The organism is Brevundimonas sp. C43, from assembly GCF_030732185.1.
GTDB lineage: Bacteria > Pseudomonadota > Alphaproteobacteria > Caulobacterales > Caulobacteraceae > Brevundimonas > Brevundimonas diminuta_C.
In genome coordinates, this window is record NZ_CP132231.1 from 2,200,412 (window position 1) to 2,223,601 (window position 23,190).

Below are 23,190 nucleotides of genomic sequence, written 5' to 3' on the forward strand. Positions count from 1 at the left end.
GCCGCCCGCGCCCTTCGATCATGCCTGACCGGCGCGCTCAGAGCTTGAAACGCACGCCCAGGAAGACGTTGTAGCCGAACTTCTCGTACTCGTAGGTCCGCTCCTTGACGCCGTAGTAGCGCACGCCCGCGCTGTCGGTCAGGTTCTTGGCCTCGCCGAACACTTCCACCCCATTGCCGAAGTCGTAGCTGGCGGTGAAGTCCAGCTGGCCGCGACCCTCGACATAGAGGTCCTTGCCGGGGTTGGTCGCGTCGATCGCCTCGAGGAAGTCGCTGCGGTGCGTATAGGAAACGCGCGCGCTGAAGCCGTACCGTTCGTAGAACAGGGCGGCGTTATAGGTCTCGTCCGACTGACCCGGCAGCACGAAGGTGTCGCGACCGGCGAAGGCGCGGCTGGTTTTGATCTCCGCATCCGTCAGCGTGTAGTTGGCGAAGACGCCAAAGCCCGACGCCCAGCCCGGCAGGAAGTCGAACGTCTGCTGCCAGTTGAACTCGATGCCGGCGATATGGCCGTCACGGGCGTTGCGGGCCTCGGTGACCTGGGCGACCGTGGTGGTCGGGGTGACATAGGGCACGCCGTCCGTCACCAGAGTGAAGCGGTAGTTCGACAGGTCCTTGTAGAAGGCGTTGGCCGAAATCACGCCCAGCGGACGCAGATAGTATTCCAGCCCCGCATCGACGTTGTTCGACAGGGTCGGCTTCAGATCGGGATTGCCGCGCGTCACCGTCGTGCGGCCGCTGTCGGTGGTTTCCAGAACGCGCGGAACGATGTCGGTATAGTCCGGGCGCGAAATGGCGCGGGTCAGGGCGAAACGACCGACCAGCTGATCGCTGAAGCTGTGGCGCAGCGTCAGGTTCGGGAAGACGTCGGTCTGGTCGCGCTCGACCTTGACCGGGCTCTGGGCGCCGGACAGCGCCACGCTGGTCGCCGCCCCTTCAAAGTCGGTCTTCTCGACACGCAGGCCGACCAGCACATTGGTCGCGCCGATATCGAACCGGGCCTGGCCGTAACCCGCCAGAATGTCTTCCTGCGCCGTATAGTCGGCGGTGATCGACTGCGGAATGCGGCGCACGCCGGCGGCCGGGTCGGGGTTGGTCGAGCCCGCGCGGACGCGATCGAAATAGTCCGTCACCAGACTCGCATCGAACTTGAAGCCCAGATTGTAATCGTAGTTCTGCGACGGACGATCGCTCAGCAGCGGGGCCAGGGCGCCGGAGCTGGCGGCCGCGCTCCGGTCGCGGAACCGCTCTTCATCGGCCGTGACGTCGCGGGTGCTGTATTTGGCGCCGAACTTCAGCTCGACCTCGCGGCCGCCGATCACGGTCGGCAGTTCGAGATTGGTCTTGAACGCCACATCGTCCTGCTCGGTCGTGTTCGAGCGGAAGGTGTTTTCCCGGAAGCTGTAATTGTTGGCGTTCAGATAGAAGCCGGTCGGCTCGCTGAAGGCCGAATAGGTCGGATGATAGTGATCCGCCGTGTTGTAGGACAGGGTCGTCGCGCTGGAGCGATAAACCAGCTCGTCGCGGTGCGGATAGGTCTGTTTGCTGTTGGCGAACGACAGGGCGCCGTCCCAGACCGCCCCATTGCCGAACGTCTGCTCGCCGCCCAGCACCAGGGTGGAGATGTCGTTCTCCTGGATGCGGTGACGCAGCTGCTTGTAGATGCGGGCGTTGGTGAAGGTCGCGCTTGTGTCGGTCGAACCCGGCTGAAGCGTTCCGTCGCTATAGGTGAAGTTCAGCGTATTGCGGAACTCGTCGTCGCGGAACTGGGCGTAGGAGCCCTTGACCCACAGACGGATCGCGTCGCTGGGCCGCCATTCAAGCGCGCCGGTCACGGCCTTGCGGGTCCGTTCGGTCTCGTAGTCCTTGAACAGGGTGTTCTCCAGACCCCAGACCTGGCCGCCGCCCTGCGCGGCGTTGCGGTTGATCAGGACCCAGCCGTTCTCGACGTTATCCGGCCGGCGGTTGGTCTCGGAGAAACTGACCGACACCAGGGCGCCGAAGGTCTGGTCCGGACCGAAGACGTTGGAGACGTTCGCGCCCGCACGATAGTCCTGGCCGCCGTAGTCGTTGTAGCTGCCGCCCGCATAGCCGCTGACGGCCAAGCGGCGCTTGTCGAAGGGCGAACGGGTCTTGATGTCCACGGCGCCGGCGATGGAATCGGCGTCCTGGGCGGGCGTCAGGGTCTTGGACACCTCGACGCTGGAGACGATGTCCGAAGGCAGGGTGTCCAGATCGACGGCGCGGGTCGTGGGCGACACCGCCGGAATGGCGACCCCGTCCACCGATACGGCGGTGAAGGCGGCCGGCGCGCCGCGCACGTTGATGTAGCGGCCTTCGCCCTGGTCGCGCTGGATGGCGATGCCCTGAACGCGTTGCAGCGATTCCGCCACGTTGGGGTCGGGGTAGCGGCCGATGGCGTCGGCCGACAGGACGTTGACCGTGCCGTCGGCGTTCTTCTGCTGGTTCAGCGAGCGGGCGACGCCGTCGGTGATGACGCCCGTCACGATCACATCGGCCACGTCCGTCGCAGATTGGACGCCCAGCACGATGGCGACATTGGCGTCTTCGCCCGGCGTCGTCACGACCGTCTGGCTGGTCGAGGGCAGGCCCAGATAGTTGACCTCCAGCACCATGGCACCGCTGGCGGTCGGCAGGGTGAACTCGCCCTGGGTGTTGGTCACGGCCCGCTGGCTGGTCCCGCGCACCAGAACCTCGGCGCCCGGCAGGGGTGCGCCGGCGGCGTTGGTCACCCGGCCGTAAATCACGTCGCCGGCGACCGCAGTTGATGCCGAGGCCACGGCGTCGACATCGGCATGGGCGGGCATGGCCAGCGGCGCCAAAATCATCGGCGCCAAGGCAGCGCCCATCAGCAGGTTCAGTTTCATGTCAGGTCCCCTTCGGCGAGCGACGTTTCGCTTCAGCCGATGGAGGGGCCGCTTAACCTTCGGCGGCGACGCGACCGCGACGATTTCGCGACGCCTCGTTCGCGGTTTTCCGACGGAACGGCGACGCTTGATCCCTTGGCGGAACATCAGTCACTGAACCGACGCCGAACCGTCACGCCCACGCCGTTGACCCACAGGCGGCTTGGCCACAGGGACGCGTCCAGATCGTCTGGAGACCGACATGCGCCCTTCCCTCACCCGCTCGCTGAGCGCCTGCGCCGCCTTGGCCCTGCTCGCCGCCTGCGCCACGCATGAGGTCGATTATCAGGGCGAGGGCGCAGGCTTCGTCGGTCCGGGCGCCCCGGTTATGGCCGTGCTGGAAACCCCGTCGGTCGGCACGGCGGGTCAGGACGCCGCCGACGACCCCGCCGTATGGGCCAGCGCTTCGCCGGTCACGATCATGGGTCAATCCACGCCCGGCTTCGTCGCCGGCACGGACAAGAAATCCGGCCTCTACATCTACGGCTTCGACGGCAAGATCCTGCAGTTCCTGCCCGAGGGCCTGCTGAACAACGTCGATGTGGTCGAGGGCCTATCGGTCGGCGGCCGTCCGCAGGTGGTGCTGGGCGCCAGCGACCGCACGCCGGGCAAGACCGGCATCTCCCTCTACACCTTCGACCCGGCCGGGACCGGCCAGAACGGCGTGCGCTATTGGGGCGCGGTCGCCACCGACGTGGTCGAACCCTACGGCTTCTGCTTTGCGCGGCGCGGCGCCGAGGTTCACGCCATCCTGGTCGGGCACGAGGGCGAGCTTCGCCAGTTCATCCTGGGCGTGGACGCCGCCGGCCAGCCCACGGCGCGCCTGGTCCGCACCGCCGAGATCGGAACCATCTCCGAAGGCTGCGCCGCCGACGAAGCCTCCGACGCCCTCTATATCAACGAGGAGAACGTCGGCCTGTGGCGCTATAGCCTGAACCCGGCCTCGGGCGCGGCCCGCACCCTGATCCAGCCCATCGCCAAGGACATCCTGGTCGCCGACGCCGAAGGCCTCACCACGATCACCGACGCCTCGGGCCGCTACCTGATCGCCTCCAGCCAGGGCGATTCCACCTTCCCCGTCTGGCGCATCGACGGCGCGTCGCCCGAATACAAGGGCCGGTTCAAGGTCGTGGACGGCGCGGTAGACGGCGTCACCGGCACCGATGGCCTGGCGGCCGCCAGCGGTCAGGTCGGCCCCTTCCCCGACGGCCTCGTCGTCATCCAGGACGACGTCAACGATGTCGGCACGCAGAACTTCAAATACATCGACTGGCGCGACATACGACGGGCGCTGGGGCTATAGCTCATTTGCTCAGTCCTCAGACAGGATCGCAGGTTTCGCCATTTTCCTAGTCTGGCTCGCTGTCGATGGGATCGAAGACGTAGTCGAGAAGGTCGCCAGGGCGGCAGTCCAGTGCGGCGCAGAGCTTGGCCAGGGTGCGAAAGCGGATTCCCTTCACCTTGCCTGAACGGAAAAGCGACAACTGGGTCTCGCTGAGCCCGACCTCTGCGGCGAGGTCGCGGGCTTTGAGCCCCTTCCTGACGATCAGGGCGTCGAGGGTTACGCGAACAGGCATCAGATCATCTCGTCGAGTTCGGCCTGCACATGGTCCGCCTGGTCCACGACCCGTCCAAGCAGGAACAGGGCGCCGCCGATCATGCCCAGGGTCATGGCGCCGACATCCCAGTAAAGATAGCCGCCCCGGCTCTCGGCAATCAGACGGAGCAGGTTGGTGACGACAAAGACCTGCAAGACGCCGCCGATGACCAGCATCAGCCCCACCCGACGAAGGGCGCTTGCCAATGTCGGCTGGATCAGGCGGCCCTCCTGCAGTTGCCCCATTGCGCGACCGATAGACCAGACGCCGAACAGATAGCAGATCGACGGCGCCGCCCGGATGATCTGGCCGAGGATGACGTGGCCGAAATCCGGAATCACGCCACGCAGGCCCAGCACCAAGGGGCCGATCACGTGCACCAGGGCCAGGACCACGCTCACGCTGACAACCATGAAGATTGCTAGCCAGCGGAAGCGGCCGCAGAGGCGGCGGAAGCCGGCGATATCGTTTTGAGCCATGTCGGCGCCCTCAAAATCTGAACTCTCTTTAATCTTGACTTAAAGACTCACGATCTGCAACTTTATCTAAGAGTTAAACGGAAACGGGTGGAGAAAGATGGGCGCAGCGATCGAGACGCGTGACCTGACACGCCTGTTCGGACGTCGGACGGCCGTGGATCGGATTTCGATGACTGTGCCGGAACGCGCCTTCTATGGCTTTCTCGGACCGAATGGGGCGGGCAAGACGACGACGCTCAGGATGCTGCTGGGCCTTGTCCGACCCAGCGCCGGCTCCGCCGTGATCGACGGTATGGACGTCGCCCTCGACCGCATCGGCGCCGCGCGCCGGGTCGGGGCGCTGCTGGAGGCGCACGGGTTCTACGCCAATCTTACCGGGCGCGAGAACCTCGAGCTGACGCGCACCCTGTTGGGCGTCGCCCAGACGGAAGTCGATCGGGTGCTGGAGGTGGTCGAGATGGATGACGCCGCCGGGCGCCGAATGTCCGATTATTCTCTGGGCATGCGACAACGGCTCGGCCTCGCACGCGCCATGCTGGGGGCCCCGCCGATTTTGGTGCTGGACGAACCGACCAACGGCCTCGATCCCGACGGCATCGCCGACATGCGTCGGTTCCTGAAGGCGCTGCCGGAGCGGACCGGAGCGACCGTGCTGCTGTCCAGCCACCTGCTGGGCGAGATCGAACAGACCGCCACCCACATCGGCATCGTCAACGAAGGCCGGCTCGTGCTGGAAGGGGAGTTGTCGCGACTGAAGTCGGAACTGGCGCCTGAGATCGCCGTACGCATCGACGATCCGGTCAAGGCGACGGCGGTGCTGCGGGGCTGGGACCTTGCGGTGGAGGCGGGGCAGGACGACGGCGGGCTGACGGCCCGACTGCGCTCAGGCGATGATGCAGACCGCAAATCCGCAGAGTTGAACCGAGCACTGATCGACGCCGGCTTGTCCGTCTTCGCCATCGGGCCGCGCGCCCGCTCGCTCGAAGGGATTTATCGCGACGTCTGCCGACCGACAAGCAACCGCCAACCGGAGACCGTGCGATGATCGCCGTCCTGTCCGTCGAAGCCCGCAAACTCAAACGCTCGCTGGCCGCCCTGCTGGCTCTGGCCGCGCCGACGCTGATCGCCATCTTCCTCTTCTTCAACATGCTGAGAGGCGACAGGCCGCCGTCCTGGGAGATGGTGATGCAGGGATCGATGGCGATCTGGGCCTTCTTCATGCTGCCCATGAGCGTGACGGCCCTGACCGCGCTCGTCGCCCATATGGAGCATGGGCCGCGCGCCTGGGATCACCTGCGCGCTCTCGCGGTGGCGCGCTGGAAAATCTACGCCGCAAAAGCCGTCTGCGTCATCGTCGTGGTTGTTGCGATGAGCCTGCTCAACCTGTTGCTGTCGATGGGCGCAACGGCGGCGGCGGCGGCGATCAAACCCGTGCTGACGCCCACCGGAGCGTTGGATATCGCCGCACAGGTCGCGACCGTCGGAAAGGTGATGTTGGCGGCGATCCTGCTGATCGCGATCCAGCTTTGGACGGCCTTGCGCTATTCGAGCTTCGTCCCGGCGCTCGCGCTCGGGATCGGCGGAACCTTCTTCTCGGTCGTCGCCACATCGGCCAAGCAGGGTGCGTTCTTCCCCTGGCAGATGCCGATCAACGTTCTGGCGGGCGACCTTTGGCGCGTGCACACCGCCCTGGCGCTTGGAGGCGGTCTGGGAACCGTCGTGCTGCTGATCGCAATCGCCCACCTCGCCAGGCGAGAGGTGCTGTAGTCAGACGCCAGGGTCAAACCGGAGGAAAACGATCTTGCTTTACTGATCCTCGTCGAACTTGCGCGCGACCAGATCGGTCAAGGCCTCCATCGCCTCTTCGGCGTCCGGGCCTTCGGCGGAGACGTCGATGCTGCAGCCGATGCCGGCGCCCAGCATCAGCAGGCCCATGATCGAGCGCGCGTCCACCGTCACGCCGTCGCGGGTGACGTGGATCTCGCTTTCGAAGCTGGAGGCCAGTTTGACGAACTTGGCCGAGGCGCGGGCGTGCAGGCCGCGCGTATTGCAGATGTTCAGGGTCGCGGTGACGGTCATTTTTCGCCTGCGAGCACCCAGGACGCGACGGAGATGTATTTGCGCCCGGCGTCCTGCGCATGGGCGACGCAGGATTCCAGCGTCTCGCGCCCGCGCACGCTGGCCAGCTTGATCAGCATGGGCAGGTTCAGGCCGGCGATGACCTCGGCGCGCGTCTGTTCCATCACCGAAATCGCCAGGTTCGATGGCGTTCCGCCGAACATGTCGGTCAGCAGGATGACCCCTTCGCCGTCGTCTACGGCCGCGGCCGCATCGACGATGTCGCGACGCCGACGCTCCATGTCGTCGTCAGGGCCGATGCAGATGGCCGCGACGCCGCGCTGCGGGCCGACCACATGCTCCATGGCGGAGAGAAACTCGGACGCCAACCCGCCGTGGGTGACGATCACCAGACCGATCATGAGGACTTCACTCGCATCCCGCCCCGAACCGTTCCAGGCATTCCCCCGCCCGGCAAGGGAGGCCGGACGCCGCCCTCTATGGACCGCAAGGGGCGTGTCATAGACCCGTCTTTCGGGGTTTCAAAGCGTCTCCAACGCCGCTGCGACCACATCGACGGCCGAAGCCGGTCGAGGGTCCAGCGTCAAAAGGGGCAGATCGACCCCCGCGAAAGCCCGTGTTCGCGGCTCCGGAAGCCGTTCGATCCCTTCCGCGATACAGGCGACGGCCAGCGCCACGCGACAGACCGGGCGTGTTCTGGCGGCCACGATTCCGAGGCCGCGCACCTCGATCCGACCGGCGATGGAGGCCGGCGCTGACGCATGAACGGCCCCGTCCGAGGCCCAGACCTGGGTGTAGTCGTCGCTGACCAGCCGCCAGCCGCGCCGGATCAGCCGCAGCGCCAGATCGCTCTTGCCCGCGCCTGACACCCCCAGGATCATCACACCCTGCCAAGCCCCGCGCCGGCGCACGGCGACGGTGGTGGCGTGGACCGGCTGGCCAGGGCTCACGACCAGCGGCCGACCGCCGGGAAGACGATCTCGAACCGCGCCCCGCCTTCGGCCTTGTTTTCGGCGTGGACGCGGCCGCCATGCGCCTCGACGATCTGACGCACGATGGACAGCCCAAGGCCCGAGTTGGAGCCGAACACCGCCCCCTTTGGCCGCGAGGTGTAGAACCGCTCGAACACCGTCTCCAGGTTCTCGGCCGGGATGCCCGGCCCTTGGTCCTCGACCCGCACGCGGATCGGCAGATCGTCCCCGATGTCCTCCAGCGTCACCCGCACCACGCCGCCTGCGGGGCTGAACGAGCGGGCGTTGTCGATCAGGTTGCGGAACACCTGCCCCAGCGGCCCGTCTCGCCCCATGACCCGCAGGGCCTGTTCGGGCGCCGTCAGCACGACCGGAATGTCGCCCGGCTTGGCCGTCGTCTCATAGACGCCGACGATATCGACCAGCAGCCGGTTCAGATCGACCGGCCGCGGCCGATCGCGCGACAGCTCCGCATCCAGCCGCGAGGCGTTAGAGATGTCGGTGATCAGCCGGTCCAGCCGACGCACGTCCTGCTGCAACAGCGCCGTCAGCTTCTCGCGGTGCGCATCGGTCTTGACCAGGGGCAGGGTCTCCAGCGCCGACCGGATCGAGGTCAGCGGGTTCTTGATCTCATGCGACACATCGGCTGCGAACCGTTCGATGGCGTCCATCCGCGTCGACAGGGTGTCGGTCATGGATTCCAGCGACCGCGCCAGGTCGCCGATCTCGTCCTTGCGATCCTCGAGGTCCGGTAGGGAGATGGCCCGCGCGCGCTGAAGTTTCACCTGATCCGCCGCCGCCGACAGGCGCATGATCGGCCGCGCCACGAACAGATGCAGCAGCAGCGATCCCAGGAGATTGACCCCCAACGCCACCAGGGCGAACGGGAACAGGGCCTGCCGCTGGGCGCCCAGGATTTCGTCCACGTCCCCGGATTCGACGGTCAGCACGCCCAGCACCTGACGCACATGGCGTACAGGAATTGATACGGAGACGACGCGGTCGCCCGATTCATTGCGGCGCAGCGTCGATTGGGGCGAGCCGTCCAGCGCCGCCGCCACCTCGGCCGCCAGTTCGCTGTCGGCGCGGGCGACCCGGCGCTCGGACAGCAGATTAGCCTTGGCGGCGTCCTCGGTCGCCGCCCCCGCCGGCTTCGCATCGGGCAGGGGCCGCCCGCCGATGGCCTCGGTCACCTGATAGCTGTCGACCAGCAACAGGCCGTTCACATCATACAGCCGCACCCGCTGGCCCGCCGGAATGAAGCGATCGGTCAGCCAGATCGATGCGCGGATAGGGTCCAGTTCGGGCGTCGGCTCGCCCCGCGTCACGCCTTCTTCGCGCAACACATTGGCCAGCAGCTCGGCCTGGACCGTCAGCGATTCCTGACGCGCCTCGATCAGGCCCGGACGCCATTCATTGATCGCCAGCGCCCCGCCGAACAGGATCAACAGGCTGAGCAGATTGAGCACCAGGATGAAGCCGCCCAGCCGCGATCCGCCGAAGCGGAACAACGGCCGGCGCTGGGGCTCCTCGTCGGGCTCGCGCCCGCCCGGTTCAGCTCTCGCGGTAGCGGTAGCCGACGCCATACAGGGTCTCGATCGCGTCGAACTCATTGTCCACGGCGCGGAACTTCTTGCGCATCCGCTTGACGTGGCTGTCGATGGTGCGGTCGTCGACATAGACCTGGTCGTCGTAGGCGGCGTCCATCAGGTTGTCGCGGCTCTTCACGAAGCCCGGACGCTGGGCCAGGGCCTGCAGCAGCAGGAACTCGGTCACGGTCAGCTTGACGGGCTTGCCGTCCCAGGTCGACTCATGGCGCGCCGGGTCCATCGACAGCTTGCCGCGCTTGATCGCCCGGCCCGAGACTTCGGCCGCCGATTCCGGCTCGCCGCCGTCGGCGCCCGTGCGGCGCAGCAGCGCCTTGACGCGCTCGATCAGCAGACGCTGGCTGAACGGTTTGTGGATATAGTCGTCGGCGCCCAGGTTGAAGCCCAGGATCTCGTCGATCTCCTCGTCCTTGGACGTCAGCATGATGACCGGAATCTGGGAGGTCTGGCGCAGGCGACGCAGCACCTCCATCCCGTCCATGCGCGGCATCTTCACGTCCAGGATCGCCAGATCGGGCGGCGAGGATTCCAGCGCGGCCAAGCCCGAGGCCCCGTCGTGATAGGCGGTGATCTTGTGGCCATGGCTTTCCAGCGCCAGCGAAACGGACGCCACGATGTTCTCGTCGTCATCGACCAGAGTGATGTTGGCCAAGGGTGTCTTCTCCTGAACTTTACGTTCCCGCGAGCAAGAACGCACAGCAAGCGTAACCGTTCGATCTCGGTCACATTAGGGCTAGAGCGTTTCGGCTCGAATGAAAATCGCCTGCAACCCGAAAGCGGTTCGGTGACAGCCAGATGGTCACGGCGGCGCCTCTTTTCAACGCGCACGCGCCGTCCTTCCGGAGCGCCTGGAAACATTCCGGCTTCGAAAACCTCGCCTTAAAGGCTTGGGGTGCAGGATCGGCCCATGGCGGGTCCGATCCATTACGAAGTCTATGTCCGCAAGAGCGCCCCGTCATCGTGGACGCTGCTGATCGCGACCGAAGACCGCAAACACGCCATCGAGACCGCCGAGGAGCAGCTTCGCGACCGTCTCGCTATCGCCTCGCGCGTAACCAAGGAGACGCTGGACCCCGAAACGATGGAGTTCAGCTCCCTGACCATCCTGACGCTGGGCGCGCCGGAGGAGCGAAAGAAGAAGGTCGCCGACAAGGCGGTCCCGCCGGCCTGCAGCAGTCCGGCCGAACTCTATTCGCCCCATGCCCGCGCCCTGATCGGCCGGGTGCTGGAGGACTGGCTGAAACGCGAGGGCGTGACCGCCTTCGAACTGCTGCATCGCCCGGATGTGGCCGAACGGCTTGAGGCGGCCGGGGTCGAGCTTCAGCACGCCATCCAGAAGGTCGCGGTCCCCGAAAGCCAGGCCACGGGCCAGGAGGTGCACGGCGTCGTGCGCCACTACCAAAAGCTCACCGAACAGGCGATGGCCCGGCTGCGCAAGGCCGGACGCGACGGCCTGTTCCCCGCGCTGGACGACCGCTCCATCGCCGATCTGGCGCATCGGCTGACCGGCGCGCCGGATCGGGCGCTGCGCATGGGCGGCGTGATCGCCGGCGCGCTGAAGGATCGGCGCGGCGCCCGCGATCGCCTGACCGTGCTGATGGATTTGATGGACGCCGCGCCCGCCGACGGCCCGCCGCGCGCTCTGGTCGTGGTGGTGGTCGAGCAGATCGTCGCCGAAATGCTGGCCGTGCGCACCAATCTGACCGAGATTCTGGGTCCGTCGCTGGACCAGGGCGCCAATCTGGCGGCCATCGTCCGCATGGTTGCGCCGGAGGAGATGGACGCCCTGTTGCGGATGGACCCGCGCCTCGCCCTGATGATGCCCCAGGTCGAGGGACCGGCCGCGCGCCTGGGCCTGCATCTGGCCTCGGGCGAGTTTCCGCTTCTGGCCGCGTCCCTGGCTCGCCTTGTCACCCGCGAACTGACCAGCCAGCGCCGCCTCCGCCCCCACGATCCGGTCGGAGAGATCGACATCCTGCGTCTGCTGGCCATGGCCCTGACCGCCTCGGCCGGTCGTCTGCTGACGCTGGAAGAGGTCCAGATCGCCTTCGTCGAACGCTCCAAGAGCCTGGTCACGGCCGATTTCGTCGGCGCCTACGTCAATCCTTGCCCGACGGTTCTGGCCGAGGCCGAGCAGCTGACCCGCCTGTGCGAGAACGTCACCGGCGGGGCCAACAAGCGCGCCGCCGCGCGCTGGCTCAGCGCCTGTATCGGCTCGCTGCGTTTCGAAACCGAGATCCGCCAGTCCGTCCCGGGCGGCCCGACCGCCTCGCACAAGCTCGCGACCCTGGCCCGGCTTCAACGCTCGGTTCAGGCCGCGCATCTGGCCGATCACGACCAGACCCAGATCATGGACGCCATCGGCGCGGTCGGCGCCAATCTGGAGGCCGACGCCCATCTGATCGCGCAGATCGTCCGCGCCCAGGCGGCTGCGCCTCAAAAGCTGACAGCCCTGCTGAAACTGGCCACCGGTGAAGCCGGCCCGCTCGGCCCCGTCGCCGACCGCGCCCGCGCCGAGGCCATCAAGCTGCTGCGCTCGCCCGATGTCCGCACCGCCCTGACCGCCGCGCCGCAAAACGTCGCGGCCTTGCGAGGCCTGATGCAACAGGCGGGCCTGGCGGCCTAGCCGGCCTCAGTCGAAGATGTCGAAGATGCTGTCGCGCTTCTTTTTCTTGTAGCGATAGTCGTCGTCGCGATGCCGGTCGTCGCGGTATTTGTCGCTCCGGTAGCCTCGATCGTCGCCGCGATACGGCTGTGACGCCCCGCCGCCCCACGGTTGGGCCTGAGGTTGGGACGGGGGCTGGGCATAGGGCTGAGGCGGCGGCGCATAGGCCTGCGGCGCGGGCGCGACCGGGGCTGTGGCGCGGCCCTCCTCGACGGCGGCGGCCATCAGCTTCTCCAGCTCGCCGCGATCCAGCCAGACGCCCCGACACTCGGGGCACATGTCGAACTGGACGCCGTTGCGCTCCAGCGTCTGCATGGCGGCGTTGTCGTTGGGGCACATCAGAAGAGGCATGTCGGGCTCCGATCGAAAAAGAATGGGCGGTCGATGCGACAGGCCAGGAGGGGAAAGCTTCGCCGCATCGACACGCCCTTGCGGTCCGACATCGCGTCGCACGATCCGGCGCAAGGAAGGGGGACGCCGGACCGCGAGAACGCCAGAGGGGCCCGTTCCGCCTCTTCAAGCTAGGCGCCGTCGCTTCCCGCCGCCATGCGTCGCGGGGCCGCAGGGGGCTTGGCCGCCCCTGCCATCCTATGGGCGATGACGATTGCGCGCCTTTACCGTGCCTTACGACCGACCAGCGACCCTTTGCCGGCCATGGTCGTAAACCGTGTTAGAATGGCGCCCCGGTCTTTGACATCTTCGCGCGCCGCCAGAACCCGCGCCGAATTAGACAGATTAGACGAATTAGACGGTGTTTTTGTCAGCGGACCCGCCTGCCAAAGCGCACGGATTGCACTCGAAAATTCTAGCAGACTTGTCCGGCGGCCCAGCCCGACGACCAGGCCCACTGGAAGTTATAGCCGCCCAGCCAGCCGGTCACATCGACCGCCTCGCCGATGAAATACAGCCCGGGAACCGCCCTGGCCTGCATCGTCTGCTGGTCCAGCGCGGCCGTATCGACCCCGCCCAGCGTCACCTCGGCGGTCCTGTAACCTTCGGACCCCACCGGCTTGACCGCCCAGGCGTTGACCGCCTGATCCAGCCGCCGCAGCACCTTGTCCGACAGGTCCGCCAGATTGCCCGACGCCCCTTCGCGCTGGCACAGGCTCTCGGCCAGACGACGCGGCACGATATGGCCCAGCGCCGTGTGCACGGCCTGTTTGCCGTTCGACGTCCTGGCCGCCTTCAACTCCTCGAACACGTCGCGGTCGGGCGCCATAGAGGCCACCACCGCTTCGCCCTCGCGCCAGTAGGAACTGATCTGAAGAATGGCCGGACCCGACAGGCCCCGATGGGTGAACAGCATGGCCTCGTTGAAGCTGGCCTTGCGCGCCTTGGCCCCTTCGGGCGCCGAGGCGACCGAGGCGTCGACCGCCACCCCCGCCAGCGGCGTCAGCGTCTCCAGCAGTCCCGCCTCGAACGTCAGGGGGACCAGCGCCGGCCGGGTCTCAGTGACGCGAATGTCGAACTGGCGCGCCACCTCATAGGCCCAGCCGGTCGCCCCCATCTTTGGGATCGACTTGCCGCCGGTCGCCACGACCAGCGACGCCGCCGTGACCTGCGATCCGTCCGACAGGATCGCCGTAAAGCTGTCGCCGGATCGTGCAATCCGCTCCACCCCGGTCTTCAGGCTCAGGGTCACGCCCGCCGCCGCCATGTCGTCGGTCAGCATGCGGACGATCTGCTTGGCGCTGTCGTTGCAGAACAGCTGACCCAGCGTCTTCTCGTGCCAGGCGATGCCGGCCCTATCGATGCGCTTGACGAAGTCGTGCTGGGTGTAGCGGCGCAGGGCCGAGGTCGCGAACCGGGGGTTCTCGCCCAGGAAGTTCGCCGGCCCGCAGCCCAGATTGGTGAAGTTGCAGCGTCCGCCGCCCGAGATGCGGATCTTCTCGCCCGGCCGGTCGGCATGGTCCACCACCCTGACCCGGCGTCCGCGTCGCCCGGCCTCGATGGCGGCCATCATCCCGGCCGCGCCGGCCCCGACCACAAGGACGTCGACGAGGGCGTCCGAAGACGCCCTCGTCACTGGGAACCTCGCGGTTCCAGCCTCGGGGAGAGCTTAGTAACGGTAGTGATCCGCCTTGAACGGGCCTTCGACCGGCACGTTGATGTAGTCGGCCTGGTCCTTGGTTAGGACGGTCAGCTTGGCGCCCAGCTTGGCCAGGTGCAGCATGGCGACCTTCTCGTCCAGGTGCTTGGGCAGGGTGTAGACCTTGTTCTCGTACTTGTCGGCATTGGTCCACAGTTCGATCTGGGCCAGCGTTTGGTTGGTGAAGGACGCCGACATCACGAAGCTGGGGTGGCCAGTGGCGTTGCCCAGGTTCACCAGGCGGCCTTCCGACAGCAGGATGATCTTCTTGCCGTCCGGGAACTCGACGTGGTGGACCTGCGGCTTGATCTCGTCCCACTTGAAGTTCTTCAGGCCGGCGACCTGGATCTCGGAGTCGAAGTGGCCGATGTTGCAGACGATGGCGTTGTTCTTCATCTGCCGCATGTGATCGACGGTGATGACGTCCTTGTTGCCGGTCGTGGTCACATAGATGTCGGCGCGGCCGGCGGTGTCGTCCAGCGTCTGGACCTCATAGCCTTCCATCGCGGCCTGCAGGGCGCAGATCGGGTCGATCTCGGTCACGATCACGCGGGCGCCGCCCTGGCGCAGCGAAGCGGCCGAGCCCTTGCCCACGTCGCCGTAGCCGCAGACCACCGCGACCTTGCCCGACAGCATGACGTCGGTGCCGCGACGGATCGCGTCGACCAGCGATTCACGGCAGCCGTACAGGTTGTCGAACTTGGACTTGGTGACGCTGTCGTTGACGTTGATGGCGGGGAAGGGCAGCTCGCCCTTTTCGGCCATCTGATACAGGCGGTGCACGCCCGTGGTCGTCTCTTCCGACACGCCGCCGATGGCGTCGCGGATGGCCGAATAGAAGCCGGGCTTCTCAGCCAGATAGCGCTTCATGACCTTGAAGAGGGCCTCTTCCTCTTCGTTCTGCGGGTTCGCCAGAACCGAGATGTCCTTCTCGGCCTTCGGACCCAGCACGCACAGCAGGGTCGCGTCGCCGCCGTCGTCCAGGATCAGGTTCGGATAGCCGCCGTCGGCCCATTCGAAGATCTTGTGGGCGTAGTCCCAATATTCTTCCAGCGTCTCGCCCTTGGTGGCGAAGACCGGCGTGCCGTTGGCGGCGATGGCGGCGGCGGCGTGGTCCTGGGTCGAGAAGATGTTGCACGAGGCCCAGCGCACTTCGGCGCCCAGGGCTTCCAGCGTCTGGATCAGGACCGCCGTCTGGATCGTCATGTGCAGGCTGCCGGCGATGCGGGCGCCCTTCAGCGGCTGGCTGGCGCCGAACTCGTCACGCAGGGACATAAGGCCCGGCATTTCGGTTTCCGCGATCTCGATTTCCTTGTTGCCCCAATCGGCCAGGGTGATGTCGCGAACGATGTAGTCGGTCATGGCTTGGGCTCCTGGCCGCAATGAGTTTGGGCCCTCATAGCCCGGCGCGCGCCGAGTATCAACAAACACATAAAGATATCCTTATGCGATCCAGGCTCAGCAGTTTCTTAAATCCTGGCCGGTAGAGACCTCACCATGGAACGCCGCGCTCTTCTCGGTCTCGCCGTCGTCGCGACGGCCGCCGCCTCGACCTCCGCCCGCGCTTCGAGCGGCGGCGCGGCGCCGTCGGCCGACACCTATATCCGCCTGCCGGTCATCACCGCCTCGATCCTTCAGGCGAACGGACGTCGAGGCGTGCTGACCATCGAAACCGGGGTCGATGTGCCCGACGCGGCCCTGCGCACCCGCGCGCAGCAGTCTGCGCCGCGCCTGCGCGCCGCCTACAACACCGCCGCCCAGCGCTTCGCCAACGGCCTGCGCCCCGGCGTCGCGCCCGACATCGACCAGCTGTCGGCCGCGCTTCAGGCGGCGACCAACGCCACCCTGGGCCGCCCCGGCGCCCGTCTGCTGCTCGGCACCGTCATGGCGGTCTAAGTTCCGCCTCTACAGGAACGAATAGGGGTCCACATCCACCGTCAGGCGGACGGACCCCGGCACCTTCACCCGCTGAAGCCAGGCCCGCAGGAAGGCCTGGAGGTTCACGTCCCGATCGGCTCGCACCAGCAGCCGTTTGCGCCGGCGTCCCCGCACCAGGGCGAGCGGCGCATCGGCGGGGCCATAGACCTCCAGCCGCTCGGCGTTGGGAATGGCCTGGGCCAGGTCGTTCGCCGTCTTCTCGACCGCGGCCGCATTCTCGCTGGACAGGATGATCGCCGCCAGCCGGCCGTAGGGCGGCAGGGACGCCGCCTCGCGCTCGGCCATTTCCGCCTCGACGAAGGCGTCGCGGTCGCCCGCCGCCAGCGCCATCAGCACCGGGTGCTCGGGCGTCCAGGTCTGAAGCAGCGCCCGCCCCGGCCGATCCGCCCGACCCGCCCGACCTGTCGCCTGGGCCAGAAGCTGATAGGTCCGCTCGGCCGCGCGCAGGTCGCCGCCCCGCAGGCCCAGATCCGCATCCACCACGCCCACCAGCGTCAGGCGCGGGAAGTTGTGGCCCTTGGCCGCGGCCTGCGTCGCCACCAGAATGTCGATCTCGCCGTCCGTCATCTTCTGGATCAGGGCGCGGGCCGATCGGGCGTCCGGCGCGGTGTCGGAGCTGAACACCGCCGTGCGCGCCTCGGGGAACAGCTGGCGCACCTCTTCCTCGACCCGCTCGACCCCCGGCCCCACCGAGACCAGCGAATCCTCGGCTCCGCATGAGGGACACAGTTTGGGACGCGCCATGGAGAAGCCGGTCAGGTGACAGACCAGCCGCCCGGTATAGCGATGCTCGACCAGCCAGCTGTCGGTGTCCGGCGCCGTCAGCCGATGGCCGCAGACGCGGCACAGGACCACGGGCGCATAGCCGCGCCGGTTCAGGAACAGCAGGGTCTGCTCGCCCCGCGCCAACGTCTCGCCGATGGCCAGGCGCAGCGGCTGCGACAGCCAGGTCTGCGGGTCGGGCGTGTTCTGTCTCAGATCCAGCAAGGCGATTTCCGGCAGGACCGCCGTCCCGTGCCGCGCGCCCAGCTTCAGCCAGTCGTAGCGCCCGCTCTGCGCATTCCACAGCGTCTCCAGCGATGGCGTCGCCGAGGCCAGGACCACCGACGCCCCCTCGATCCGCGCCCGCGCCACGGCCAGGTCGCGGCCGTGATAGACCAGGCCTTCCTCTTGTTTGAATGAGCCGTCGTGCTCCTCGTCCACCACGATCAGGCGCAGATTGACGAAAGGCAGGAACAGGGCCGAGCGCGCTCCGACCACGATGTTGCAGCGCCCGGCGACCACCGCCTCCCACACCTGGCGGCGGCGTGGCGGGGCGACGCCGGAATGCCATTCGGCCGGGGCGGCGCCGAACCGCGCCGTGATCCGCTCGATCAGGGCCTGGGTCAGGGCGATCTCGGGCAGCAGGATGAGGATTTGCGCGGCCGGATCGGCCCGCAGCACCCGCGCGATGGCCTCCAGATAGGCCTCGGTCTTGCCCGATCCCGTCACCCCGTCCAGCAGGAAGGGGCGAAAGCCGCCGCCGCTCACGCCGTCCGCCATCGCCGTCGCCGACGCCGCCTGGTCGCCGTTCAGCGCGGCGGGCGCGTGGTCGGGATCGGGCCGGTCGAACGCCGCCTCGGCCGCGATCTCGATGATCTCCAGCACGCCCTCGTCGATCAGACCCTTGACCACGCCCGACGACACGCCCGCCGCCCGCGCCAGATCGGCCGGCGGCATGGCGCGATCGCCCAGGGCCTCCAGCACGCCGGTCCGCGCCGGGGTGGCGCGCGAGGGCGACCGCTCGCCCACCCGACGCACCCGGCGCTCCGGCCGGGGCCGGGGCGCGCGCAAGCCCTTCAACGCCGTCGCCGCCATCTCGCCCGGCGCCGACAGGGTCCAGCGCCCGGCCCATTCCACGAAGTCCATCACGCCCGCCGGCAGGGTCGGATCGTCCAGTCGGCTGTCGATCGCCTTCAGCCGCCGGTTCGATCCCGTCGTCTCGAACACCTCGGACACCACGCCCCGGATCAGGCGCGGCCCCAGCGGCACGGCGACCTGATCTCCCCGCGCCAAATCTCCGTGGGCCAGGCTCAGCGTCTCGGGAACCTCGTAGTCGAAGGCCTCCGGCACCGGCAGGGGAATGAGGACCGAGGCGACTTTCACCGAACTGCGCCCTCGGCTATGAAGCCGCCCATGAAACTCTTTCTCGATACCGCCGACGTCGCCGTCATCAAGGACATGGTCCCCACCGGAATGGTGGATGGCGTCACCACCAATCCGTCGCTGATCGCCAAGTCGGGTCGGAACATCGCCGAGGTCATCGCCGAAATCTGCGCCCTGGTCGAGGGGCCGATTTCCGCCGAGGCCGTCTCGCTCGATTTCGAGACCATGGTCAAGGAAGGCGACAAGCTGGCCGCCATCGCCCCGAACGTGGTGGTGAAACTGCCCCTGACCTGGGACGGCCTGCGCGCCTGCCGCGTCTTCACCGACAAGGGGATCAAGACCAACGTCACCCTGTGCTTCTCGGCCGCCCAGGCCCTGCTGGCCGCCAAGGCCGGCGCCACCTTCGTCTCGCCGTTCGTCGGGCGTCTGGAAGACAATGGCGCCGACGGCATCGGCCTGCTGGAAGAAATCCGCGTCCTGTATGACGTGCACGGTTTCGAGACCCAGATCCTGGCCGCGTCCCTGCGCAACGTGGGCCATGTCGCCGCCGCCGCCGTCGCCGGGTCGGACGCCGCCACCTTCGGCGCCGACACATTCAAGGCCTTGGTGAACCACCCGTTAACCGACAAGGGTCTTGATGCCTTCGTGGCGGACTGGGCCAAGACAGGCCAGTCTATTCTGTAGCATCGCGGTTCCCGGAGAGGTCTGTTTGAGCGGCTCATTGGACCTTTTCGAAACGTCGGAATCGGACGCAACGCCCCACATCGGCGACGGCTTGCATTGGCCGGACGTGCGCGGCTGGCTGCAGACCCATCCTCAGACCCTGCTGGACGACCGCTCCCTGCTTGAAGAGATCGGTCTGCGTCCGCACGGCCGCAACGTCGTCGAGTTCGGCGCCGCCGCCCTGACGCGGCTGGAGGCCGTGGTCGAGCGCGAGACCGGCGCCCGGCGCGAGATCGAACTGGTCGCCCGCGCCAACTTCGCCGCCCAGACCCAGACGCACGTCGCGACCCTGGATCTGATGGAGGCCAAGAACCATTCCGACCTGGCCCGGCGACTGGATGCGGCGGCGCAGGGGCGGTTTGGGTTGGCCGGCGCCGCTATCGCCCTCGAAAAGCCCGGCGGCGTGCCCTTCGGCTGGCGCGCCTTGGAAGAGGGTGACGTCGACAATCTGCTGGGCGAGCACGGCCTGACCTGGCTGGGCCCGATGATCTCGGGACTGAATTTCTTCGGTACGGCCGAGGATCAGGTGCGATCCATCGCCCTGGTCCGCATGGCCCCGCACCTGACGCCGGGCGGACCGCCGCGCCCCTGCATCTGCGCCTTCGGCTCGCCCGAGCCCGAGGGCTTTACTCCGAACATGGGCTGCGAACTGGCCGCCTTCCTGGCGCGGGTGACGGAGCGGATGGCCGAGCGATGGCCGGTTCTGAACTAACAGCCTCCGACGCCCTGCGCGCCTGGCTGGACCATCTGGCGCACGAGCGTCGACTGTCGCCGCGCACGCTGGAGGCCTATGGCCACATCGGCCGGCTCTATGTCGCCTTCCTCGAACACCATCGCGGCGAGGCGCTGTCGCTCAAGGACATGGGCACGATCACCGCCGCCGAGGTCCGCGCCCACATGGCCGAGCGCCGCTCAGGCGATCATGCCCTGGCGGCCCGGTCGCTGAGCCAGAGCCTGTCGGCCATTCGCGGATTTCATGCCTTCCTCGATCGGCGGTTGGACACCCCCGCTTCACAGCTGGCCCTGGTGCGCGGCCCCAAGGTCAAGCCGTCCCTGCCCCGGCCGGTGACCGAGGATCAGGCGCGCGGGCTGTTGACCGAACCGGACGCCGATCCCGACGCCGAACCGTGGGAGGCCGCGCGCGACCGGGCGGTGCTGACCCTGCTCTACGGCTGCGGCCTGCGCATTTCCGAAGCCATGTCCCTGACCCGCGCAGATGCGCCGCTGGGCGAGACGCTGCGCATCGTGGGCAAGGGATCCAAGACGCGGATCGCGCCGATCCTGCCCGCCGTGCGCGAGGCGGTGGACGCCTATCTGGCCCTGCTGCCCTTCCCGCTCCAACCCGCCGACGCCCTGTTCCGCGCCCGACGCGGCGGCCCCTTAAGCCCCCGTCATGTCCAGGCCTTGGTCCAGAAGCTGCGCGGCCGGCTGGGCCTACCCGAACGCACCACGCCTCACGCATTACGCCACAGTTTCGCGACCCACCTGCTGGGCGCCGGCGCCGACCTGCGATCCATTCAGGAACTGCTGGGCCACGCCAGCCTGTCGACGACCCAGAAATATACCGGCGTCGACGCCGATCGCCTTTTGAACGCCTATGCGGCCGCCCATCCCCGCGCCTAGCGACGCGGCGCGGGCGGAGCCGGCGGCGCGCCGACGTCGGGCTGGGACGGCATCAGGTTTCGACCCAGCGCCCGTTGATCCGGCACGGCGTAGCTGATCGGCAGGGGACAGTTGTTCTGGTCGCGCCGGTCCAGCAGCAGATAGCGCCGGACCTGTCCGTCATCGAGCGAGCGATCCAGCGTCATGGCGTCGGCGCCGCCTTGCCGAGCCTGCATCAGTTGATCGCCACAACGCTGCGTGTCCGCCCTTGGTGCGGAAACAACAACAAGATCACGGCCGGTGATCGCGCTGGACGACGCCGCCGCAGGGTCGGAAAAGGCCAGCATCAGCAAGATCAGCATCGCATCCTCCTGTTTCAGCTGGGACGATACGCCGACAACCCCCGATTGGCCAGACAGCGCCGAGCGCCGGGCGGGAAGAGGCAGCCGCGCTGAGACACGACGGACAAGAATATGTCTCAGGCTCTTCGCCAAAAGCGCGTAGCCTACCCTGCCCTGGCGAATGCCCGAGGAGGACAGCCAAGTGCGGCCAGGGATTGGCGAAGGATCGAGCGTGAAAACGTCGCGGCGCAAGACGCTGGGCCTGCTGGCGGCTGTTCCTTTTGTATCCGCCGAGACCGCCGTCCCGGCGGACCCGCCCGATCAGGTCCGGCTCTTGCAAAATCTGCTGACGCGGATGGGCGTCGGCGTGCGTCTGAACGGAAGCGTCCAGCAGGTCTTCGTCATCGACACCGGCGCCGAGCGAAGCGCGGTCTCGGCCGAGCGGGCCCAGGCCTTGGCCCTGCCGCCCGGCCGCCCCGTCGTGGTGCATGGAATCACGGCGGCCGAGGTCACGCCGACCGTCGAACTGGCGCAGATCGAGATCGGACGCCGACGCTTCACCGATCTGACCCTGCCGGTCTTTCCACGCGACGCCCTGGGCGCCGACGGCCTGCTGGGGCTGGACCTGCTGTCTCGCTTTCGCCTGACGCTGGACGTCAACGCCCGCCAGGTCGCCCTGTCGCCGTCAGGCTCGACCAGCATCGCGCTGACGACCAGCCCCGACGCCACCCGGCCTCAGCAACAGGACGTTCTGGTCGCTGGTCGTCGCGGTCGCTTCGGTCAGCTGATCCTGACCCGGATCGAGGTCGCCGGCGTGGAGGTCGCCGCCTTCATCGACAGCGGCGCGCAATATTCGATCGGCAATCTGGCCCTGATGCAGGCGATCGACATCGGCCAGGCCGCCGCCCCGTCCGAGCCTGTGCGCATGGTCGGCATCGTCGGCGGCGCGGTGACGGCCCGCACCGGCACGACGCCCGCCCTGCACATCGCGGGACGATCGCTGGGACCGACCCCGCTGCTGTTCGCCGAACTGCATGTGTTTCGGGTCATGGACCTGATCGACAAGCCCGCCCTGCTGCTGGGCGCCGATATCCTGAGCCGGTTCAGCCGCATCACCCTGGATTACGGCCGCAGCCGGGTGGCCTTCGGCGGCGTGCTGCGCCGTCGTGCGCCCATCTGATCAGATCGCCTTGATCGCCCCGCCGTCCAGTCGGATCAGAGAGCCGGTGACATAGGCCGCCAGGGGACTGCACAGGAAGGCGGCGGTCGCGCCGAACTCCTCGGTCGTGCCGATGCGGCCGACGGGGATGGATTTGACCGATTCCGCCCGTGCCTCTTGCGGCGTCGTGCCGGTGCGCTCGGCGGTCGCCTGGTCCAGCCGTTCGATGCGCGGCGTATCGATCCGCCCCGGCAGCAGGGTGTTGACCGTCACCCCGTCCGGTCCGACCTCGTTCGCCAGCGTCTTGGCCCAGGCCGCGACCGAGGCCCGCAGGGTGTTGGACACGCCCAGCGCCGCCGACGGCTCGACCACCGTGATCGAGGCGACGTTCAGGATCCGCCCCCAGCCGGCCGCCCGCATGGCCGGCAGCACCCGATCGGTCAGGCGGAAGATCGACAGCACCATCGACTCGAAATGATCGCGCCACACCGCAGGCTCCAGTCCCGACACGCCCGACGTCGGCGGCCCGCCGGTGTTGTTCAGCAGGATTTCGATCGGCCCGCCCAGCAGATCCTCGGCCCGATCCACCGCCTTCAACAGCGCCTCATGATCCGCCAGGTCCGCCGCAACCGCGATCGCCTTGCCCGGTCCCGTCGCGTTCAGCGCATCCGCCACGGCCTGAAGCTTTTCCGCATCGCGCGACAGCAGGGCGACGTGCGCGCCCTCCGCGACCAGGGCCGTCGCCACGGCGCGACCCAGGCCGGATGAGCCGCCGCAGATCAAGGCGCGCTTGCCGTTCAGTTTCAGGTCCATGGTCGATCTCCGGCTCCGGTTTCCAGCTCCGCATATCGGACGCCGGCCCGTCCGG

General features: G+C 67.7%; 23 protein-coding genes. 9 read left to right on the forward strand and 14 right to left on the reverse strand.

The window, feature by feature from the left end; translation table 11 throughout:
• Window positions 1-37 precede the first annotated feature (37 nt).
• Complete coding sequence (locus Q9R14_RS11140) at window positions 38-2,887, reverse strand: TonB-dependent receptor (RefSeq protein ID WP_306002429.1); 2,850 nt, start codon at window positions 2,885-2,887, stop codon at window positions 38-40.
• A 241-nt stretch (window positions 2,888-3,128) separates the two neighbouring features.
• Here Q9R14_RS11140 and Q9R14_RS11145 point away from each other — a divergent pair, with 241 nt between their 5' ends.
• Window positions 3,129-4,229 carry a phytase gene (locus tag Q9R14_RS11145; RefSeq protein ID WP_306002430.1) on the forward strand — a complete coding sequence of 367 codons (1,101 nt, stop codon included), beginning with the start codon at window positions 3,129-3,131 and terminating at the stop codon, window positions 4,227-4,229.
• A 46-nt stretch (window positions 4,230-4,275) separates the two neighbouring features.
• Here Q9R14_RS11145 and Q9R14_RS11150 read toward each other — a convergent pair whose 3' ends face one another.
• Both Q9R14_RS11150 and Q9R14_RS11155 read right to left on the reverse strand, forming a co-directional pair.
• A complete protein-coding gene (locus tag Q9R14_RS11150; protein ID WP_306002431.1) occupies window positions 4,276-4,503 on the reverse strand; it encodes a helix-turn-helix transcriptional regulator in 228 nt (75 codons plus the stop codon).
• Complete coding sequence (locus Q9R14_RS11155; protein WP_306002432.1) at window positions 4,503-5,003, reverse strand: DUF2975 domain-containing protein; 501 nt, start codon at window positions 5,001-5,003, stop codon at window positions 4,503-4,505. The genes Q9R14_RS11150 and Q9R14_RS11155 overlap by 1 nt, the downstream gene beginning before the upstream one ends.
• Before the next feature lie 97 nt (window positions 5,004-5,100).
• Here Q9R14_RS11155 and Q9R14_RS11160 point away from each other — a divergent pair, with 97 nt between their 5' ends.
• Complete coding sequence (locus Q9R14_RS11160) at window positions 5,101-6,048, forward strand: ABC transporter ATP-binding protein (RefSeq protein ID WP_306002433.1); 948 nt, start codon at window positions 5,101-5,103, stop codon at window positions 6,046-6,048.
• Window positions 6,045-6,770: an ABC transporter permease gene (locus tag Q9R14_RS11165; RefSeq protein WP_306002434.1), complete on the forward strand. Its 726-nt coding sequence runs from the start codon at window positions 6,045-6,047 to the stop codon at window positions 6,768-6,770. Before Q9R14_RS11160 ends, Q9R14_RS11165 begins: the two co-directional genes overlap by 4 nt.
• A gap of 39 nt (window positions 6,771-6,809) precedes the next feature.
• On the opposite strand, the gene Q9R14_RS11170 is transcribed toward Q9R14_RS11165, so the two are convergent.
• The 5 genes from Q9R14_RS11170 to Q9R14_RS11190 form a co-directional block, all read right to left on the reverse strand.
• The gene (locus Q9R14_RS11170) at window positions 6,810-7,082 is read right to left on the reverse strand and encodes an HPr family phosphocarrier protein (protein WP_017506134.1); all 273 of its coding nucleotides are present in this window, start codon (window positions 7,080-7,082) and stop codon (window positions 6,810-6,812) included.
• Entirely contained in the window at window positions 7,079-7,483 is a 405-nt protein-coding gene (locus Q9R14_RS11175) for a PTS sugar transporter subunit IIA (protein ID WP_017506133.1), read from the reverse strand. The genes Q9R14_RS11170 and Q9R14_RS11175 overlap by 4 nt, the downstream gene beginning before the upstream one ends.
• Before the next feature lie 120 nt (window positions 7,484-7,603).
• Window positions 7,604-8,032, reverse strand: a complete 429-nt coding sequence (locus tag Q9R14_RS11180) for a serine kinase (protein WP_306002435.1) — start codon at window positions 8,030-8,032, stop codon at window positions 7,604-7,606.
• Window positions 8,029-9,639 (reverse strand): ATP-binding protein, encoded by a 1,611-nt coding sequence (locus tag Q9R14_RS11185; protein WP_306002436.1) that lies wholly within the window; start codon window positions 9,637-9,639, stop codon window positions 8,029-8,031. Before Q9R14_RS11185 ends, Q9R14_RS11180 begins: the two co-directional genes overlap by 4 nt.
• On the reverse strand, window positions 9,608-10,312 hold the full coding sequence (locus Q9R14_RS11190; protein WP_039243953.1) for a response regulator transcription factor: 705 nt from the start codon (window positions 10,310-10,312) through the stop codon (window positions 9,608-9,610). Before Q9R14_RS11190 ends, Q9R14_RS11185 begins: the two co-directional genes overlap by 32 nt.
• Before the next feature lie 255 nt (window positions 10,313-10,567).
• On the opposite strand from Q9R14_RS11190, the gene Q9R14_RS11195 reads away from it, so the two are divergent.
• Window positions 10,568-12,286, forward strand: coding sequence for a hypothetical protein (locus Q9R14_RS11195; protein WP_306002437.1), 1,719 nt, complete (start codon window positions 10,568-10,570; stop codon window positions 12,284-12,286).
• A 6-nt stretch (window positions 12,287-12,292) separates the two neighbouring features.
• Here the strand turns inward: Q9R14_RS11195 and Q9R14_RS11200 are convergent, their stop codons facing one another.
• The 3 genes from Q9R14_RS11200 to ahcY all read right to left on the reverse strand — a co-directional run bounded on the left by Q9R14_RS11200 (window position 12,293) and on the right by ahcY (window position 15,776).
• Window positions 12,293-12,676: a zf-TFIIB domain-containing protein gene (locus tag Q9R14_RS11200; protein ID WP_306002438.1), complete on the reverse strand. Its 384-nt coding sequence runs from the start codon at window positions 12,674-12,676 to the stop codon at window positions 12,293-12,295.
• Between the two features lie 454 nt (window positions 12,677-13,130).
• Entirely contained in the window at window positions 13,131-14,351 is a 1,221-nt protein-coding gene (locus Q9R14_RS11205) for an NAD(P)/FAD-dependent oxidoreductase (protein ID WP_371929718.1), read from the reverse strand.
• Between the two features lie 33 nt (window positions 14,352-14,384).
• Window positions 14,385-15,776, reverse strand: a complete 1,392-nt coding sequence (gene ahcY / locus Q9R14_RS11210) for an adenosylhomocysteinase (protein WP_017506126.1) — start codon at window positions 15,774-15,776, stop codon at window positions 14,385-14,387.
• A 135-nt stretch (window positions 15,777-15,911) separates the two neighbouring features.
• Here ahcY and Q9R14_RS11215 point away from each other — a divergent pair, with 135 nt between their 5' ends.
• Entirely contained in the window at window positions 15,912-16,310 is a 399-nt protein-coding gene (locus Q9R14_RS11215) for a Tat pathway signal protein (RefSeq protein WP_306002439.1), read from the forward strand.
• A gap of 9 nt (window positions 16,311-16,319) precedes the next feature.
• Here the strand turns inward: Q9R14_RS11215 and Q9R14_RS11220 are convergent, their stop codons facing one another.
• Window positions 16,320-18,497 carry a primosomal protein N' gene (locus tag Q9R14_RS11220; protein WP_306002440.1) on the reverse strand — a complete coding sequence of 726 codons (2,178 nt, stop codon included), beginning with the start codon at window positions 18,495-18,497 and terminating at the stop codon, window positions 16,320-16,322.
• Window positions 18,498-18,527: 30 nt separating this feature from the next.
• Between Q9R14_RS11220 and fsa the strand changes: the two genes are divergently transcribed.
• Genes fsa through Q9R14_RS11235 form a run of 3 tightly spaced genes read left to right on the forward strand, consistent with a single transcriptional unit; the run spans window position 18,528 to window position 20,843 of the window.
• The gene (fsa, locus tag Q9R14_RS11225) at window positions 18,528-19,181 is read left to right on the forward strand and encodes a fructose-6-phosphate aldolase (protein ID WP_026108568.1); all 654 of its coding nucleotides are present in this window, start codon (window positions 18,528-18,530) and stop codon (window positions 19,179-19,181) included.
• Between the two features lie 37 nt (window positions 19,182-19,218).
• The gene (locus Q9R14_RS11230) at window positions 19,219-19,932 is read left to right on the forward strand and encodes a DUF484 family protein (protein WP_306002441.1); all 714 of its coding nucleotides are present in this window, start codon (window positions 19,219-19,221) and stop codon (window positions 19,930-19,932) included.
• Window positions 19,914-20,843 carry a tyrosine recombinase XerC gene (locus Q9R14_RS11235; protein WP_306002442.1) on the forward strand — a complete coding sequence of 310 codons (930 nt, stop codon included), beginning with the start codon at window positions 19,914-19,916 and terminating at the stop codon, window positions 20,841-20,843. The genes Q9R14_RS11230 and Q9R14_RS11235 overlap by 19 nt, the downstream gene beginning before the upstream one ends.
• On the opposite strand, the gene Q9R14_RS11240 is transcribed toward Q9R14_RS11235, so the two are convergent.
• Window positions 20,840-21,184 carry a hypothetical protein gene (locus Q9R14_RS11240; RefSeq protein WP_306002443.1) on the reverse strand — a complete coding sequence of 115 codons (345 nt, stop codon included), beginning with the start codon at window positions 21,182-21,184 and terminating at the stop codon, window positions 20,840-20,842. The two genes, Q9R14_RS11235 and Q9R14_RS11240, sit on opposite strands and share 4 nt — an antisense overlap.
• A gap of 211 nt (window positions 21,185-21,395) precedes the next feature.
• Between Q9R14_RS11240 and Q9R14_RS11245 the strand changes: the two genes are divergently transcribed.
• Window positions 21,396-22,343: an aspartyl protease family protein gene (locus Q9R14_RS11245; RefSeq protein ID WP_306002444.1), complete on the forward strand. Its 948-nt coding sequence runs from the start codon at window positions 21,396-21,398 to the stop codon at window positions 22,341-22,343.
• On the opposite strand, the gene Q9R14_RS11250 is transcribed toward Q9R14_RS11245, so the two are convergent.
• Entirely contained in the window at window positions 22,344-23,135 is a 792-nt protein-coding gene (locus tag Q9R14_RS11250) for an SDR family oxidoreductase (RefSeq protein ID WP_306002445.1), read from the reverse strand.
• Window positions 23,136-23,190 lie beyond the last annotated feature (55 nt).

Bases quoted from the DNA above. Each gene is read 5' to 3' on its own strand.
- Q9R14_RS11170 (WP_017506134.1), bottom strand. From the start codon at position 7,082: ATGACCGTCACCGCGACCCTGAACATCTGCAATACGCGCGGCCTGCAC.
- Q9R14_RS11175 (WP_017506133.1), bottom strand. From the start codon at position 7,483: ATGATCGGTCTGGTGATCGTCACCCACGGCGGGTTGGCGTCCGAGTTT.
- Q9R14_RS11250 (WP_306002445.1), bottom strand. From the start codon at position 23,135: ATGGACCTGAAACTGAACGGCAAGCGCGCCTTGATCTGCGGCGGCTCA.
- Q9R14_RS11185 (WP_306002436.1), bottom strand. From the start codon at position 9,639: ATGGCGTCGGCTACCGCTACCGCGAGAGCTGAACCGGGCGGGCGCGAG.
- Q9R14_RS11155 (WP_306002432.1), bottom strand. From the start codon at position 5,003: ATGGCTCAAAACGATATCGCCGGCTTCCGCCGCCTCTGCGGCCGCTTC.
- Q9R14_RS11150 (WP_306002431.1), bottom strand. From the start codon at position 4,503: ATGCCTGTTCGCGTAACCCTCGACGCCCTGATCGTCAGGAAGGGGCTC.
- fsa (WP_026108568.1), top strand. From the start codon at position 18,528: ATGAAACTCTTTCTCGATACCGCCGACGTCGCCGTCATCAAGGACATG.
- Q9R14_RS11235 (WP_306002442.1), top strand. From the start codon at position 19,914: ATGGCCGGTTCTGAACTAACAGCCTCCGACGCCCTGCGCGCCTGGCTG.
- Q9R14_RS11165 (WP_306002434.1), top strand. From the start codon at position 6,045: ATGATCGCCGTCCTGTCCGTCGAAGCCCGCAAACTCAAACGCTCGCTG.
- Q9R14_RS11145 (WP_306002430.1), top strand. From the start codon at position 3,129: ATGCGCCCTTCCCTCACCCGCTCGCTGAGCGCCTGCGCCGCCTTGGCC.
- Q9R14_RS11195 (WP_306002437.1), top strand. From the start codon at position 10,568: ATGGCGGGTCCGATCCATTACGAAGTCTATGTCCGCAAGAGCGCCCCG.
- Q9R14_RS11200 (WP_306002438.1), bottom strand. From the start codon at position 12,676: ATGCCTCTTCTGATGTGCCCCAACGACAACGCCGCCATGCAGACGCTG.
- ahcY (WP_017506126.1), bottom strand. From the start codon at position 15,776: ATGACCGACTACATCGTTCGCGACATCACCCTGGCCGATTGGGGCAAC.
- Q9R14_RS11215 (WP_306002439.1), top strand. From the start codon at position 15,912: ATGGAACGCCGCGCTCTTCTCGGTCTCGCCGTCGTCGCGACGGCCGCC.
- Q9R14_RS11140 (WP_306002429.1), bottom strand. From the start codon at position 2,887: ATGAAACTGAACCTGCTGATGGGCGCTGCCTTGGCGCCGATGATTTTG.
- Q9R14_RS11160 (WP_306002433.1), top strand. From the start codon at position 5,101: ATGGGCGCAGCGATCGAGACGCGTGACCTGACACGCCTGTTCGGACGT.
- Q9R14_RS11240 (WP_306002443.1), bottom strand. From the start codon at position 21,184: ATGCTGATCTTGCTGATGCTGGCCTTTTCCGACCCTGCGGCGGCGTCG.